Raw genomic sequence first — 16,444 nt, 5'->3', positions numbered from 1 at the left:
CTAGTTATTTTAGTGCGCTAGCACTAAAAACACAAAATAAAAGGATTAGGGTTTCGATTAATATACTGATTTTAGTTATTTATCAGTAGAAAATAGTAGCGAGAAAGCGGGTTTTTTGAGAGTTTTGGCATAAAAATACTGGCCAAAAACCTATAAAAAGTAGCTCACCAAATCTTCCCACTCGGCATCTAGGCTTTTGGAAGGCTTGGGTTTACCAGCGTTTTTGTACCAATAGGAGGCGTTCCATTCATCGCCTTCTTTACGATGGAGATAGGCATGCACATAAGCTGAATCCTTGTCGGTAAGGTCATTGACCAGATCGTGGGCTTGAGTCCAGTCTCCCTTGCCATCATGCCACAGCGCTTGGAGTGCGAGGCTAAGTTTTGGTGCTTTCGGATCGGAAAGGCTTGCTTTAAACTCGTCTAGGGTCATAAAAATTGGTGTTTGGTAAATTATGAAGTGGTAAAAATAAATAAGTCTTTGCAGAAACCATTATTGTTGAGGAGGAATTTAATGGATTCTTCCCTCCGAGCATTTATGGCTTAATAAAAGCAGGCCTAAGGGTGTTCAATGAAAGGTTTTAGCTAATTTAAAGGTTTGAAATGGTATTATAGACAAGAATAGAGTACCATAATTGAAGATAAACCGATTTGATAAAAGTCGAATAACCTATACCTTAATGAAAAACCTTAGTTTCCCCATCTGCATTTTTACCTTTTTAATACTGCTTAGCTTACCCAGCTATGGTCAGAAAAATTCCAAGCCTAATATCATTGTCATTTTTGCAGATGACTTGGGCTATGGCGATTTGGGCTGTTATGGTCATCCGACCATTCAGACACCATATCTGGATCAGATGGCGGCTGAGGGGATGCGTTTTACGCAGTTCTATGTGGGCGCGGATGTCTGTACTCCCAGTCGGGCGGCTTTATTGACGGGGCGCTTGCCAATTCGCTTTGGCATGGCTGGGGAAGGCCGGGGAGTCTTATTTCCTGATTCGGGTGCTGGCTTGCCCCACTCGGAGGTTACCATTGCCAGCCTTTTGAAGGAAGCCGGCTATTCGACAGGGATGATTGGGAAATGGCATCTGGGTCATCTTCCGGAATTTATGCCCAATACCCATGGCTTCGATTATTTCTTTGGGACACCCTATTCCAATGATATGAGACCCGCCAGCAACCCTAAGTTGCCACCTTTTCCATTGTATAGAAATGAAGAGGTCATTGAGCGAGGCATTCAGCAGGAAACACTCACCAAGCGATATACAGAGGAAGCGGTTAAGTTTATAAGAGAAAATAAGGAGGAGCCCTTTTTCCTCTATTATCCCAGCAATTTCCCCCATGTCCCATTATATGCTTCTGAGGATTTTGTGGGTAAGAGTAGGAGAGGCTTATATGGAGATGTGGTGTCTGAGCTCGATTGGAGTGTGGGGGAGATATTAAAGGAGCTGAAGGATCTAGGGATTGATGATTCTACCTTGGTGATATTCACTAGTGACAATGGCCCCTGGCTGAGCCAAAAAGAGGAGGGTGGCTCTTCAGGTTTATTATTTGAAGGCAAAGGCTCCACCTATGAAGGAGGTATGCGTGTTCCTGGGATCTTCTGGTGGCCAGGGACCATTCCTGCCAAAGGAAGTACCGAGGCATTAGGCACCACCATGGACCTATTACCCACATTTGCCCGGTTGGCGGGAATTCCTTTACCTAAAGGCAAGGTCCTCGATGGGGTGGATCTGATGCCTGTGCTAAGCGGTCAGGAGCAAGCGGTGAGGGAATTTGTCTATTATTATCATAGAAGTGAATTGTACGCGATCCGGAAAGGTCCTTGGAAAGCCCATTTTACTACTAGACCTTCTTATAGCGCGGAGCCAGCCAAGAGGCATGAAACACCCTTGCTGTATAATATGGAGGCGGACCCTTCCGAAAAGTATAATGTGAGCGATCAATACCCTGAGCAGCTGCTAGAAATACAAAAGGAATATCAGAGACATGTGGAAAGTTTTACCCCAGCTGCATCCATCATGGAAATTAAAATCGCCGACTAAAACAGGAGAAAAATGTGGTGCATTCCAGTTTCTTAGTACTTCCGAAATTTCTTGCGACAAGTTATAATGAGGCGAATGGGAAAAGGTGGCTGGCTTAAGTTTCCTCAATTAGGAATAACTCTACTTATTATAATGAGCCTCTAACAAAAAAAACAGATAAGCAGGGAATATATCCGGTGCTTATCTGTTTGACATTTTGTCGATCAATAGAGAAATTGTCTGAAAGGCGATTTAGGTCCTTAGTTTTATATTTTACTTTGCTCCCTTATTGATTCCAGGGATGTTCCCATCCCTCCCTATAGGTTCTTTTTAGCAATGCGGTGGCTTCAGGGTCTCCGCTAATTTCTTTTTTGTCAGGATCATAGATCAAAGGCCGGCCCAGGGCCATGGACATATTGGCTAAGATGCAAGAGGCAGAGGAAATATGACCTTCCTCAATATCGGCTACCGGCCTAGATTTTTGGTCGATGGACTGTAGAAAGTCCAGCATATGATTTCTGGTGGCCGGAGCGGCATGGAGCTCAATGCGCTCCTCGGTAAGGTCTTCGGGGTATTTTTCTCGTTCATAAACCACCTCTCCATGGATTGCTTCCCCTTCTCCCTGCGGGATAAAATCATACTTCATGACGCTGGCTTTGAGGGTGCCTTTTTCACCATATAAGATGAAAGCCCATGGGTATTCGGGGTCATCGGCTGTTCCCCAGGAGCGGTGTTGCCAGACGCAGTTGAGTTCATTATATTCGAAAATAGCGGTTTGGGTATCGGCAATGGTGGATTTACCCTCTTTTTGGACATAAATGCCACCTGTGGAGCTGATTCTTTGGGGCCATCCCAGGTCTAGCATCCAGCGCACCGTATCAAACATATGGACGCACATATCGCCCATTATTCCATTGCCATAGGCCATGAATGTACGCCACCAACTCCCGTGCGGGAGCTTATCATAGGGGCGCAAAGGGGCAGGACCCGTCCAGTTTTCATAATCGAGAAAATCAGGTACAGGCTGCTCCGCAGGATTACCATTGGCACGCATATGATAGTAGCAGCACATTTCCACATGGGAGATTTTTCCCAATAAACCCTTATCAACAATCTCTTTTTTGGCTTCTATTAGGTGTGGGGTGCTCTTCCGTTGGGTGCCCACCTGGACCACGGCCTTATGCTTCCGGGCGGTTGCGAGGATCGCTTCTCCCTCGAGTACATCGACGCTGATTGGTTTCTGAAGATAGAGGTGAGCCCCCGCTTTTATGCTGGCAATAGCCTGCAAGGCATGCCAATGATCAGGAGTCCCTATTAGCACAATATCGAGCTCATTTTCGTCCAGCATCTCCTGGTAATCTGCGTAAAGCTTGGGCTTAGCCCCGGAAGCCTGCCTTTGACTTACCAGTTCTCCAGCCTCCCTGAGGCGTTTTCTATCCACATCACATAGGGCTACCACCTCCACTGGGGCCACTTGGATCAAGCGGAAAAGATCACTCTTTCCATACCAACCCGTGCCGATCAAGGCTACACGATAGGATTTTTGGTTTTCTGCCAGGCTAAGGTTAAAAGCTCCAAAGGAAGCTAAGGTTAGTCCGGCAGCCGTGCCTTTGATAAAGTGCCGGCGGTTGAAGGTGTTTTTGGGCATAGTAATTAGACTTAGGTTTACTGTAGGTTTACGGTTTAACTATTCAATGGTAAAAATTAATTTAAACTAGATAAAAATCACAGGCTTTGATAGTTTTTATTTGTTCATAATAGGGAAACGTCTGTTCATTCTTACTCCCTAGATGGCTTTAGCTTGACCCTTTAGGAGGTTTCCTTGTGCTTAAATGCTGCCCATTGGATATTATTTGTAGTGAAGGCGAATTAGGCATTGACCTATTTATTATGGATTGAAACATCTTCACAAGCAGTCGCTTTGCTGCTGTTTTCGATTTCATCCTAGCAGCGCTACGCTTCTATCTTCAAACCGGCTGATTTTACTGTGGTTTCACCCCACCTTATAATTCCTAATGCCTATTGCGGGTTGAACCATAGGGGTATTTCATAAACCCATCAATATTTGCCGAATGCTTATTTTTTGCACTTGCTTATTGGGGAATTGGCAGGATAGGCAGTACTTTAGAGGAAGAATGTGATTTTCCATCAATTAAACCAAATTATTTTTATGAAGTCGATTAAAATCAGGCCCTCTTCACTCCTCAATCGCCTTAGGACTGCTGGAGCAATGGGCTTTTCAGGGATTTTACTTGCCACGACCGCTTGCCAATCCTCTACAGATCAGATCACAATAAACGTCAAAAACCCTGCTGAGGTGGCTAGAAAAATGGCTACCGTAGAATTGAACGCAGATGACTTTCGGAGCCTTATAGATCAATACGGTGCTGAGAAGCTGGCCCTTATTGATGAATCAGGCAAGGTGCTCTTAAGCCAATGGGTGGATCTGGACAGTGACCAAAAAATGGATCAGTGGCTTTTTCAAGTGAACCTTGCTGCTGGCCAGGAAGCTCAGTATTCAGTCAGACCTCTGGCAGAAGGGGAGGAGCCAGCAAGTTCCGAGCAGCAGACTTTTTCGCGGTTTGTGCCTGAGCGAACGGATGATTATACTTGGGAAAATGACCGTGTCGCTTTCAGGACCTATGGCCCGGATGCCCAACGTAGAATAGAACAAAAACTTCCCGATGGCACTCTTTCCAGCGGAATGGACTGCTGGCTAAAACGGGTGGATTATCCGATTATTGACAAATGGTATAAGGAAAATGATGAGAAAAAAGGGGCTTATCATATCGATACCGGCGAAGGTCACGATCCCTACCACGTGGGATCCAGCCGAGGCATTGGAGGTACAGGACTGTGGGCTAATGACTCCCTTTATACTTCCCGAAATTTTGTCAGTTATAAACGCATCGCCGTTGGGCCGATCCGCACCCTATTTGAGCTCACTTATGCGCCATGGGAAGCCAATGGGCAGATGGTATCAGAAGTCAAAACGATTAGTCTGGACCTAGGCAGTAATATGACTCACCATGTGTCCACCTTCCACAGTGACCAGAAAATACCAAATATTACTACTGGAATCACCCTTCACAATAAGGAAGGACAGGTAATGTTGAATGATGAAGCGGGTATCTATCGCTATTGGGAGCCGATGGATAAGAGTGAGCTTGGCTTGGGTATCGTGATCAGCCCCGACCAGGTGCAGAAATCCATAGACCATAGAGTAGATTACCGCGATGGTAGCCAATTGCTCGTACTCGCTAGCCCGTCAGACGGAAGTATAAGCTATTATGCTGGATTTGGCTGGAAGAAAAGCGGGCAGTATAGCTCAGTCGCCGAATGGGATGCTTACCTGAGAGACTTCTCTCAGTCCTTGCAAAACCCGCTAGTGGTGAGCATCAAATAATGAAAAGGGTAGAAGTATCCTATTTATATAGTCCAGATGAGGATAATTTCACGAAGTAATGACGGCTTCGCCTCTTGCCTTTCATAATTCATGGGAAAGGCAGAGTGCCCGGGTTTCATTTCTCGTGAATTATGCTAGTTTTGTTTAGCAAAGGGGAATTGACCTCTTATTAATGCAATCAGTTGCACATTTCTTAGTTTGTATATTCAGGCAAAGTAAAAGGTTAAAGTATATATTAGTTTAATCAAAATTCTTGGGCTTGGCAAGGAATTTGGGTAATCGATTGCACCAGTAATTTTGAAATAATTTTCACACCAATAAAACGATACAATTAACATGCATACGAACATCGTAACCCGTTATGGATCACATCCAGATGATGTAAAGAATTATGACACTCAAAAGCTAAGAGATCATTTCCTGATCGAGGATATTTTTCAAGATGATAAGATCACGGGAGTTTACTCCATGTTTGATCGATATATTGTTGGGGGAATTGCACCGGTGAGCAAAGCCTTGGAGCTGGAGACGGTGGAGCAACTGAAAGCTGAGCATTTTCTGGATCGCAGAGAACTAGGAATTATCAATGTGGGTGGATCTACGAAGGTGACTGTTGACGGTACAGACTACCAGTTGGGCACCAAAGAGGCATTATACATAGGTAGTGGTGCCAAAGAGGTGGTATTTCACCCTTCTACTGAAGGTCAGGCCTATTTATATTTTAATTCAGCTCCTGCTCATACTTCATTCCCCACCAAGAAAGTAGGCCTTGATGATGCCGAAAAAGTGGAGCTAGGATCTATGGAAGAGTCCAATCACCGGGTGATCAACAAGTTGATCGTCAACAGTGTGGTGGAATCCTGCCAACTTCAGATGGGAATGACCCAGTTGAAGCCCGGTTCTGTATGGAATACCATGCCTGCCCATACACATGACAGAAGAATGGAGGCCTATTTTTACTTCGATCTAGCCGAGACTGCTGCGGTATGTCACTATATGGGGCAGCCTCAGGAGACCCGTCATATTTGGATGAAAAATCATCAGGCGGTACTTTCCCCAGCCTGGTCCATTCACTCTGGTAGCGGTACTTCCAATTATACCTTTATCTGGGGTATGGCTGGTGAAAACCTTGATTATGGAGATATGGACAAGGTAGCTCCTACCGACTTAAGATAATATTGCGTCAGCAATTAACATTATTTCTTCCCCGAGAGGCTGACCTGGCCTCCCGGGGTTCATTTACCAAATCATTAACAACCAATTAAAGAATAACCAATAATGAAGGAATTATTTGATCTTTCCGGAAAAGTAGCTTTGGTGACAGGCGCTACTCACGGTTTGGGTATGGCGATGGCCAAATCCCTGGCTAAAAGCGGTGCCACCTTGATCGTCAACGGTCACACTCCTGCCAAAATGGAGAAAGCCCTGGCAGAATATGCCGCTGATGGGGTGGAAGCTCATGGCTACCTCTTCGATGTGACCAACGAGAAGGAAGTGGATGAAAAGCTCTCTGAGATAGAAAGTAAATTTGGCACCATCGATATTCTGGTGAACAACGCCGGCATGATCCAGCGTACCCCTGCTTTGGAGCTGGAAGTAGCTGATTTTGCCAAAGTGATCAATATGGATTTGATTTCTCCATTTCTTATGTCCAAGCGTGTTGCCAAAGGCATGAAGGAAAAGGGCGGAGGAAAAATCATCAATATCTGCTCGATGATGAGTGAACTGGGTAGAAATACCGTTTCTGGTTATGCTGCCGCCAAGGGAGGTTTGAAGATGCTTACTAAAAACCTGGCGACGGAGTGGGCCAAGTATAATATCCAGGTCAATGGCATCGGCCCGGGGTATTTTGCAACAGACCAGACCGCACCTATTCGTGTGGATGGACACCCGTTCAACGATTTTATCATCAACAGAACACCGGCAGGCAGATGGGGAGATCCTGAAGACTTGCAAGGTGCCACCGTTTTCCTGGCTTCCAAAGCCAGTAACTTTGTCAATGGACAAATTATTTATGTGGACGGAGGAATTTTAGCCACTATTGGTAAGCCTCACGGCGAAGAATAATCCATATTCTACTACTAAAACTATCAGCCTTTTCGGAGACCTTCCGAAGAGGCTTTTTTTTGTATGAAATAGAAGCAGGCAGCAGTATATTGCCAGAAATGCAATTGATTTTTAACTAAGGAAGACTTGGGAGCAGGACTTTTGAGCAATGAATTTCAATCTGCGAAAAGGTCGAAAACCTCAGCTTAGTACTGTCTTATTTTGTAAGTCAATCCGGGCAAGTAATTGGACATTCTGTGCCCTTTGGTACCAGTCATTATACACCAGCTCCACACAGGAAATTTCAAAACTCCCGAAATCCCGGTCCTTATTTTCCTGAACAAATGCCATGAATTCGGAGATTTTAGCCAATGGCTTTCTGTATCGCATGATCGTACTATGGGCAGTCTGGATCGTATATCGCTTGTCCAAGCTCTGCTCCAGAGGCGAGGCCTTAAAGTTATAGCGCAGGACCTCCCTCAAATACTGAAGACTCTGATCCTCTGGATAGCCCTTGACTAAGAGACCAGCTGGACTAAGTGTCACTCCCTGAAATCTCACCCTAAATGGACTCAGACCCGTCAGGCTGCTTTGGATCAACTGAATGTATTCTTCGGGCTGGATTTGATCCAATTGAAATCCGGAATAACATGAAATAAGCGATAAAATGGTAAGGTGTAAGTCGGGGGCAGGGTAATAATACTGCTGCGGATCGAGGGATTTTAATTCGCCCAGAAAGCCTATGATTTCTTCCGAAGTGGCTGCATCTGGCCGCGCCAATACGGTGATCCCCCTTCTAAGGTCTCGCGGACTGTCGATTAGAGAATCCATTTCATATTGACCTAGCTCCAACTTCTGCATGGAAGCGTCAAAAAGTGATTGGTAATGTGCCTTTAAGTCCATCCTGAGGGAATACTGGTTTCAACTCCTTAAGATATAAAACCAGCAGGTATCAGGCCAAAGATTTCAGCGCAAAATTCAATTAAAAATGAATGTATAGACTTTGAAGAAAAGGCGGATAGCGACTAAAAATCAATAATCAATGTATAGACATGAATTTTTATTTGAGAAAAGAGGTTAGTAAAATAGTATGTACCTAAGATGCAGAAAGGATGAATGATTTAAAGGCTTTTAAGCGGTTTACGGAGAATTTAAAGGAGACTGGCCAGAGGATGCCGGTACTTTTTGTAGGTCATGGCTCGCCTATGAATGGGATAGAGGACAATAATTTTACGGATTATTGGAAGCAGTTGGGCCGAGAAATACCGCAGCCAGTGGCGGTTTTGGTGGTTTCGGCACATTGGCTGGGGCGAGGAACTAAGATTACTGCGATGGATTTTCCCAGAACCATTCATGATTTTGGGGGCTTTCCGCAGCAGCTTTTTGAGGTACAGTATCCGGCACCCGGAATTCCCGGATTGGCCAAGGAGATAGCGGAAAGTATTTCGAGTACTTCGGTGGGTCTTGATCATGAATGGGGCTTGGATCATGGTACCTGGACAGTGCTGCGGCATATGTATCCCAAAGCGGAAATTCCGGTGTTACAGCTTAGCATCGATTATTATCAGTCACCTAGGTACCATTATGAACTGGCACAGGAGCTCACTCATCTACGCAGAAAGGGCGTTTTGATCATCGGAAGTGGTAATATGGTCCATAATCTAGGGATGATCGCCTGGGACAAAATCAAGGAACCTGAGTTCGGCTACGATTGGGCAATCGAGATGAATGATACGTTTAAGCATTTGATTCGCGAAGGGGATCATCGCGCTTTGGTGAATTTTCATACACTAGGGAAGGCAGCACAATTGGCCATTCCTAGTCCGGATCATTACTTGCCGCTTCTCTATACTTTGGGGATGAAAGACCCAGGGGAGGAAACGACATTTTTCAATGATAAGGTGCTGGGAGGCTCACTGACCATGACTTCTGCGGTCTTTGGGAGTATTTAGTGAGGTTAAATAGCAGCGATTATCTTCAGTCTAAGGACGCTGGGAATCTGAGTCTGACTCATGAGGGACGATGAGGATTTCTTCTAATTTTAGGTTAATGCGACCTTGGCCCTCTGCCATATAAAGCGCTGTAAAATAGGGGCTATTGGTGAGTTTTTTTTGAGCGAAGCGCTCTAAAGAATCCAAATTGGTGAAGAATTCCATCGCAGCCATCACGCCAATATCATGATTGGAGAAGAAATAAAATTGCTCTGAATGATAAGGCCCAGGCAGGTGTGCCACAATGGTGAAGTCCCTTTCCATCGTAGTGGAATTGATGATGATGGTAGAATCCATAAGTTGAGGATGGCCTTTTAGCTGGAGCCTATCCTGATGAATTTGTACATAGGGATTGGCTTCATTAAATAGATAGATGAAGTCTTTTTGGTCTTTCATCCTACCTACATAGATGGTATTTCCACTTTTGAAGTCCGCAAAGGTACTTTGTGTCGCATATTTAATGTCAAAATCCTGCTCGTGTCTGGTGAAGAGCTTACTCAAATAATAGGTGGAATATTCTGCCATCCGTGTGGAATAATAGAAGGTAGAGCTGTGGGTGGTATGCTGCAGCTGTGGGTCCTGCTTGACCAAATTATAATATTCTTCCACATTATTCACTTCAAAATCTCTGGTCCAGCCTTCATTTCCTGAAATGGTCTTGCCGCCATACCCAAAAGCATCCCCAATATACAGGTGAGTAGGCTGATTATTCTCGAAAAACCCCTTCCAGATCTTAGGATTAGTGTTAGGGATACCCTGATAAATCAGCAGCCCTAGAAGTATCGCTGAAAGTAAATAAGGGAATATACGGATGGAAATGGCTGGCAGCAAAAATCTACTTTTGCTCGAGGTTTTCTCAAAGGAAAGCCCATATTGACCTTTTTTGATTATGATCTTCCAGCTATCCTGCGCTCCATCTTCTTCATAATAGGCCTGCAAGCGCTTGCGAAGGTTATAGATATTGACCCTTACCCGTGGATTGCTTTTGCTAGAAACTGGATCTCCCCCAAAAAACTCCAAATCAATAATGCTTTCCTTTAGGTCCCTATTTTCCCTATAGGCCTGCGCCAAATACCGCAATAAAGCAATGCTGGTAGGTGCATTCTTCAGGGAATTACTGGCAATTATCTTCTCGATAATCGAATTTTTCTTTTCTTGGCTGAGCATCTGGTTATTTAGGGTCTAATTATTTGATAATTAGGGTATTGATATCCTGTTAGGCCTGAGGTTAAAAACCGTTATAGGAACCGTTAAAGTGACGTTAAATGTAGTCAATTTTGATAAATTATTCCTTAATTGATCCATTGATTCTGCCTTAGACCCAGAGTAGGGAAAGCAAAGGCTATTAAGTTAAGAAATAGCCCGCCTCAAAAGCAGTGGTGGAAAACCCACCGCAGGAAATAAAAACCAGCTGGATCTAATCGCCAGACTTCAAATAAGAAAAATGCTATACCCAATTAATAAAATAACCATAATAGAATAAGAAATGAAATTACAAAATAGGCCCTTGGGCTTGATCGTTTTACTGATGTTTACCTTTCTGAATGTATATGGAAGGCAGGAAAGCGAGAGCCAAACACAGATAATATACCTCTCTGGCACGGGAAAAGACGATATGGTGGACTGGGATTTTTATTGTTCCGCAGGTATGAACAGCGGCAAGTGGTCCAAAATAGGGGTGCCTTCCTGTTGGGAGTTGCAGGGATTTGGAGCCTATAATTATGGCCATGATCCCTTTGAGCAGCGGCTGAATGAATATGGACTGTACAAAACGACTTTTGTGGCTCCAGAGACTTGGGCAGGCAAGACGGTAAAGTTGGTGTTTGAGGGAGTGATGACGGATGCAGAGGTAAAAGTGAATGGGAAGCTAGCTGGTGAAATTCACCAAGGTGCATTTTATGAGTTCAACTATACGATCAATGACTTGGTGAATTATGGAGCAGAAAATACCTTGGAGGTGAAGGTGAATAAGAGCTCCTCTAATGAGTCTATAAATTTCGCTGAACGCAAGGCAGATTTCTGGATTTTTGGCGGAATTTTCAGACCTGTTTACCTTGAGGTGCTCCCCGCAGATCCTATCGATAGACTAGCTATTGACGCCAGGGCGGATGGCAGTATTGTGGCGGATGTTTTTTTTAACTCCTCCAATGTTCATGAAATTCAAGCTAGACTATTGGATGATGAAGGAAAGGAAGTACAGGAATTACCCATCACCATCGCCTCCCGAACGGCCGGGAAATGGACGCTAAAGACCTTCGCGAAAGAGGTCCGGGAATGGAATCCTGAGTCGCCGAACCTCTATATCCTTCAGGTCAATCTGCTAGACCATGAGCAGAATATTCTTCATCAACGTCAGCAGAAGATTGGATTCAGAACCGTGCAGGTAAGGGCAGGAGATGGGATCTATGTCAATGGTCAAAGGATAAAATTTAAAGGAGTCAACAGGCATTCTTTTTATCCTACTTCTGGCCGCACCATGTCCAAGGCACTGAGTATAGAGCATGTTCAGCTGATGAAAGAGATGAATATGAATGCGGTGAGAATGTCTCATTACCCTCCCGATAAGCACTTTTTGGATGCTTGTGATTCATTGGGACTATTTGTAATTGACGAAGTCTGCACCTGGCAGAGCCCCGCATTAGATACCCAGGTGGGACGTAAACTCGTCCGTGAGACGGTGGTAAGAGATGTCAATCATCCCTCGATAGTCCTTTGGGCCAATGGGAATGAAGGCGGATGGAACCCGGAGCTGGACGATGATTACGCTTTGTGGGATATCCAGCAGCGTGAGGTGATACATCCTTGGGCGGTATTCCGCAAAACCAATACCGTGCATTATGGAGGATATCATGGACTTGCTTACGATGCCTATTCCCAGGATAAAATATTTTTCCCTACCGAATTTATGCATGGTCTGTATGATGGGGGCCATGGGGCTGGACTTGAGGATTACTGGAACCTTATGTGGCAGATGCCTTTAGGCGCTGGAGGATTCCTGTGGGACTTTGCCGATGAGGCGGTGGTGCGTGTGGATAAGGATGGGGTCCTGGACTCCGATGGAAATCACGCTGCCGATGGGATAATTGGGCCATATGGCGAAAAAGAAGCTAGTTTTTATACTATAAAAGAAATTTGGTCACCCATTTTTATCGAAAATCGATTTATCCGTGAGGGATTTAATGGGAAGTTTACGATAGAAAATCGATTTCATTTTACGGCGTTGAATCACTGTAAAATGTACGCCAAATGGGTGAAATTTACGGGTTTACCCACTACGCCAGCGGAGAAAATTCTTGCCAGACAGGAGCTAAGCCTGCCTGCTTTGGAGCCTGGCCATAGGGGAAGCTTTCAGGTCCCATTGATTGATGATTGGCAGTCGGCCGACGTACTATACCTTACTGCTCATGGTCCACAAGGAGAGGAATTATTCACCTGGTCATATCCTGTAAAGTCCCCCGAGCAGCAGCAACTTCCTATCTCACATGCTACAGCCGATCAGGAGCTGGAGGTACAGGACATAGGAGATCATATTACTGTCAAAACCTCCGATTTTGCCTATAGATTCTCCAAAATTAACGGGCAAATCATGGGGCTTGAGCGCTTAGGGAACTCTATCCCTTTAAATGGTGGCCCCTTGATCCTGGGACAGTCAGCGAAGGTGGATACGGTGTTACAGGAACGCCTGGGAGATCAACTCATATTGACCATCTTCTTTGAGGCGAAAGATAATACCCAGCAGTGGTCTTCCGAAAAGCGGATAAGCTCTGATAAGATTAGCTGGACCATTTACCCCAGCGGACAGTTGGATCTAATGGTGAGCATGAAGAGCAGAAAAAACCTGGATGACTATAAGGGCATTACTTTCTCCTTTCCGGAGGAGGAAGTGAGAGCGAAGCAATGGATAGGGGATGGACCTTACCGGGTCTGGCGTAATAGAACCAAAGGAACGCAATTTGGCCTATGGGAGAATGAGTATAATGACACTGTAACGGGGGAAGAAGGCTTTATTTATCCCGAATTTAAAGGATTTTTCTCCAATGTATACTGGCTAAATGTGCAGGGGAAGCATGAGAATGGATTTAAAGTTTACTGTAAATCTCCTTTCACTTTCCTGAGAATGTTTACCCCAAAACAGCCTTCTGACCCTAAGAATGGAGCGGGAATTCCTGCTTTTCCTGAAGGCAATATCTCCTTTGTCAAAAATATCCCTCCTGTAGGGACCAAATTCCACACGGCAGATGAATTAGGGCCTCATGGGAATGCACAAACCATCGTTGGCAATGATGATGAGGCCATTAATATGGAGTTTACCTTTATATTCGACCACTAATATTTTTACGCTTATCCTTAAAGAAGAAAGCTCTGGACTTGATCTGGAGCTTTCTTTTTGCTTTTGGAAGATGAGGTTAATGGAGATAATTAGTTCTTCGCCTCAGGAAACCGGAGGCGACATAGCCATAATAAGGTTCAATATGTGCCTTTCAATTTCCTGTAATCTTTCTCAATTCCTGCCCGAAATTAGCTGGATCGGATAGTTTACTGAAGAAAGTATTATTTGATAATGTCTTGATTTCAATGGCCTTTTGGAGTATTTCTCGCCCTTTTGGAGTTAGAAATACACATTTTGCACGAGTGTCTGTCTCATGCTCCCTTCGCTCTATCAATTCGTTTTTCTGCAGGGTGCGCAGTATTTTGGACACCATCATCCTATCGGTATTGCTATGGTCAGCAATCTCTTTTTGGGTCACCGCATTAGATTTTTTTTGTAGCCAGCCTAAGGCGGCCAAGATCACAAACTGGGTATGTGTCAAATTTATTTTCTCCAAAGCACGATTCATCTGTCGTTGCCATTGCATCGTCGTTTGCCAAAGTAAATAGCCAAGACTATCCTCTGGTTTGTCGAAATCAAAATTAATTTCCTTCATCAATGATCATTAAGTTAGCTATAGTATCAAAATCGCCTTTACTAATGGATAGTGTGCCCCATCGAAATGGGTATCCCCATTTGGATTTGTTAGGAATAAAATCCAAACTTTCGATCAAAGGGAGTATAGACAAATCCTTAGTCTCCAAAAATTCAATATTTAATCGAGAAGGACAAAAATCCGCTGACATTTCATAAGAATAAGGAGCCTCCGATAGCACCTGGCCTATCGCCGTAAATTGCTGACATTTTTGAGGCTTATTGAAGAACTCTTTGCTGGAATAGTAAATGACAAAGTCTCCTTTTTTCATCTTTTTTAGCGGACTGGCTTTTCCATGGCAAGCCTGAGCAAAGCCCCCGCTCACCCCTTCCTTGACATGCTCCTTGGAGGCGGTTATGATCCAATATCTGGGTTTCTTATCATTCATGAGGAGCTAGTTTGTTGATTAATTTCTGAGAAAGTGGGGCAGCGAGCATGGAAGTGGGCACCGCCACTGCAAAACCTAATGCAAAACTTTTCATCCAAATGGACAAAAAGAAAGGGGTCAAGCCCACATTAATAAGGACCATGAGAAAGGACATGGTAAAAGCCATGAAAAATGCCATTAGCAGGCCAAAGGTGATCTTTCGTTGTTTGTGAGTAAATTTCATAATTATACTATTTTAATGTAGTTGTAAATATAATATATACGACTACTAAATACAAGTGACGAGTGAATTTTGTTCAAAATCAGCGGTTAAGACTCAGTAGGAAAAGGTTATTGTGTGTTTTAGATCAGTTTTGGTAGGGGGCTTAGGCCTATGAACTTCTTGGCTAAGTGCTTCGTGAGGGATATACCTTACTAATATTTCCTATTCTTATCATGATATGGGGACCTGATGGAAATGGAGTGGAGGAGCATTGATAAGTTTTTTAAAAATAGCTGAGCACTGCTGACATAGGGCTGTCACTAGCAGGTGTTTTCTTTGTAATACAAATTAATATTTACCATTTAAAGACAAAAACATGAAAACGCAGGAAGTAGCAAGCAGCCAGGAATTATTTATCAGCACAGCAGCCATGTTGGGTCATTGGCAGGGGCACAGAAGCCTTACAAGAAGAGCCATTGAGGCTTTTCCGGAGGATAAGTTGTTTAGTTTTTCGATAGGAGGGATGCGCCCATTTGCGCAAATGGTGATGGAGATGATCGAGATTGCAGGTCCCGGAGTTGAAAGCCTAGCGACTGGCAAATGGGAGAAGGTGGAGGAGTTTGATCATACCAAGTCCATGCCTTCCACCAAGGCTGGTCTTTTGGAGCTTTGGGATAAGGTGACTAAGATCATCGATGATACTTGGCCTACGATTAGTCCTGAGCGATTTCAGCAGTTAGAGGTGGCCTTTGGCCAATATGAAGGTCTCAACTATAACACCTTACTCTATTTTGTGGACAATGAGATTCACCATAGAGGCCAGGCCTATGTTTACCTCCGCGCAATGGGGATCGAGCCTCCCTTCTTTTGGGAGAGATAATAGCGTGGATAAGTTCAATAGTGGAAATAATTTAAGACTAGGCTTGGGTTTTCCTTTTCTCAAACGGGATGCGTTTAATTTAAATGCGAATATCTTTTTTGAACAAAACTATTTTGATTTGGAAGGTTCGATTCCTTTATTAGGATATACGAATGAACGTCCCAATAGACTATTAGTAAAATCATATGGGATCAGTTTCGGGGTAAAGTTTTAGAAGTGATCAAAGGTTAGTAAGGTTAATAAAGTTCTTCCTCGCCTTATCTTCTAAAATTGGCTACCGCTTCTAATTCTGCCCGCTTGGGTGTTGAGAATGGCTTGGCCAAATAAGGTGGCCATTCCAAGGATTGGTGACAGTAAGACGCATTAATTCGCAAATCAGTCATAAATGGGAACAAGTGTAGGTTTTCAGTATTATATTCCAAAAAGCAGGAGATCATTATGACTTTTGGAGTTTCTGATGTCCTTGCCTTGCCATTTGGCTCCCTAAAGTTGCTGTTTTAATAGTTGATGAAAATATGAACTAAGCAAAGGAGCTGATCTTGCC

General features: G+C 44.0%; 14 protein-coding genes. 7 read left to right on the top strand and 7 right to left on the bottom strand.

What is annotated here, in order from left to right; translation table 11 throughout:
• Nucleotides 1-150: 150 nt before the first annotated feature.
• Nucleotides 151-432 carry a hypothetical protein gene (locus B050_RS0108910; protein WP_018473567.1) on the bottom strand — a complete coding sequence of 94 codons (282 nt, stop codon included), beginning with the start codon at nt 430-432 and terminating at the stop codon, nt 151-153.
• A gap of 247 nt (nt 433-679) precedes the next feature.
• Here B050_RS0108910 and B050_RS0108905 point away from each other — a divergent pair, with 247 nt between their 5' ends.
• Nucleotides 680-2,044, top strand: coding sequence for a sulfatase family protein (locus tag B050_RS0108905; protein ID WP_018473566.1), 1,365 nt, complete (start codon nt 680-682; stop codon nt 2,042-2,044).
• A 265-nt stretch (nt 2,045-2,309) separates the two neighbouring features.
• On the opposite strand, the gene B050_RS0108900 is transcribed toward B050_RS0108905, so the two are convergent.
• Complete coding sequence (locus B050_RS0108900) at nt 2,310-3,671, bottom strand: Gfo/Idh/MocA family protein (RefSeq protein ID WP_018473565.1); 1,362 nt, start codon at nt 3,669-3,671, stop codon at nt 2,310-2,312.
• 522 nt (nt 3,672-4,193) lie between these two features.
• On the opposite strand from B050_RS0108900, the gene B050_RS0108895 reads away from it, so the two are divergent.
• From B050_RS0108895 to B050_RS0108885, 3 genes are all read left to right on the top strand, one after another.
• Nucleotides 4,194-5,429 carry a DUF4861 domain-containing protein gene (locus B050_RS0108895; protein ID WP_018473564.1) on the top strand — a complete coding sequence of 412 codons (1,236 nt, stop codon included), beginning with the start codon at nt 4,194-4,196 and terminating at the stop codon, nt 5,427-5,429.
• A 336-nt stretch (nt 5,430-5,765) separates the two neighbouring features.
• The gene (gene kduI, locus B050_RS0108890; RefSeq protein ID WP_018473563.1) at nt 5,766-6,605 is read left to right on the top strand and encodes a 5-dehydro-4-deoxy-D-glucuronate isomerase; all 840 of its coding nucleotides are present in this window, start codon (nt 5,766-5,768) and stop codon (nt 6,603-6,605) included.
• 102 nt (nt 6,606-6,707) lie between these two features.
• Nucleotides 6,708-7,496 carry a gluconate 5-dehydrogenase gene (locus B050_RS0108885; RefSeq protein WP_018473562.1) on the top strand — a complete coding sequence of 263 codons (789 nt, stop codon included), beginning with the start codon at nt 6,708-6,710 and terminating at the stop codon, nt 7,494-7,496.
• 180 nt (nt 7,497-7,676) lie between these two features.
• Here the strand turns inward: B050_RS0108885 and B050_RS22190 are convergent, their stop codons facing one another.
• Nucleotides 7,677-8,378: a 2'-5' RNA ligase family protein gene (locus B050_RS22190; protein ID WP_044202178.1), complete on the bottom strand. Its 702-nt coding sequence runs from the start codon at nt 8,376-8,378 to the stop codon at nt 7,677-7,679.
• A 209-nt stretch (nt 8,379-8,587) separates the two neighbouring features.
• Here B050_RS22190 and ygiD point away from each other — a divergent pair, with 209 nt between their 5' ends.
• Complete coding sequence (gene ygiD, locus B050_RS0108875) at nt 8,588-9,427, top strand: 4,5-DOPA-extradiol-dioxygenase (protein WP_018473560.1); 840 nt, start codon at nt 8,588-8,590, stop codon at nt 9,425-9,427.
• 30 nt (nt 9,428-9,457) lie between these two features.
• On the opposite strand, the gene B050_RS0108870 is transcribed toward ygiD, so the two are convergent.
• On the bottom strand, nt 9,458-10,633 hold the full coding sequence (locus B050_RS0108870) for a hypothetical protein (RefSeq protein WP_018473559.1): 1,176 nt from the start codon (nt 10,631-10,633) through the stop codon (nt 9,458-9,460).
• 319 nt (nt 10,634-10,952) lie between these two features.
• Here B050_RS0108870 and B050_RS0108865 point away from each other — a divergent pair, with 319 nt between their 5' ends.
• Nucleotides 10,953-13,796, top strand: coding sequence for a glycoside hydrolase family 2 protein (locus tag B050_RS0108865; protein ID WP_018473558.1), 2,844 nt, complete (start codon nt 10,953-10,955; stop codon nt 13,794-13,796).
• A 151-nt stretch (nt 13,797-13,947) separates the two neighbouring features.
• On the opposite strand, the gene B050_RS0108860 is transcribed toward B050_RS0108865, so the two are convergent.
• Genes B050_RS0108860 through B050_RS0108850 form a run of 3 tightly spaced genes read right to left on the bottom strand, consistent with a single transcriptional unit; the run spans nt 13,948 to nt 15,041 of the window.
• Nucleotides 13,948-14,391 carry a MarR family winged helix-turn-helix transcriptional regulator gene (locus B050_RS0108860; RefSeq protein ID WP_018473557.1) on the bottom strand — a complete coding sequence of 148 codons (444 nt, stop codon included), beginning with the start codon at nt 14,389-14,391 and terminating at the stop codon, nt 13,948-13,950.
• The gene (locus B050_RS0108855; protein WP_018473556.1) at nt 14,378-14,818 is read right to left on the bottom strand and encodes an EVE domain-containing protein; all 441 of its coding nucleotides are present in this window, start codon (nt 14,816-14,818) and stop codon (nt 14,378-14,380) included. The genes B050_RS0108860 and B050_RS0108855 overlap by 14 nt, the downstream gene beginning before the upstream one ends.
• Nucleotides 14,811-15,041, bottom strand: a complete 231-nt coding sequence (locus B050_RS0108850) for a DUF2798 domain-containing protein (RefSeq protein WP_018473555.1) — start codon at nt 15,039-15,041, stop codon at nt 14,811-14,813. Before B050_RS0108850 ends, B050_RS0108855 begins: the two co-directional genes overlap by 8 nt.
• 355 nt (nt 15,042-15,396) lie before the next feature.
• On the opposite strand from B050_RS0108850, the gene B050_RS0108845 reads away from it, so the two are divergent.
• On the top strand, nt 15,397-15,900 hold the full coding sequence (locus tag B050_RS0108845; protein WP_018473554.1) for a DinB family protein: 504 nt from the start codon (nt 15,397-15,399) through the stop codon (nt 15,898-15,900).
• The last annotated feature ends 544 nt before the right edge of the window (nt 15,901-16,444 follow it).

Origin of the sequence: Echinicola pacifica DSM 19836, assembly GCF_000373245.1 — a bacterium.
Lineage (GTDB): Bacteria > Bacteroidota > Bacteroidia > Cytophagales > Cyclobacteriaceae > Echinicola > Echinicola pacifica.
The sequence above is the reverse complement of the archived record's forward strand: the minus strand, read 5'-3'. Positions and strand labels throughout refer to the sequence as shown.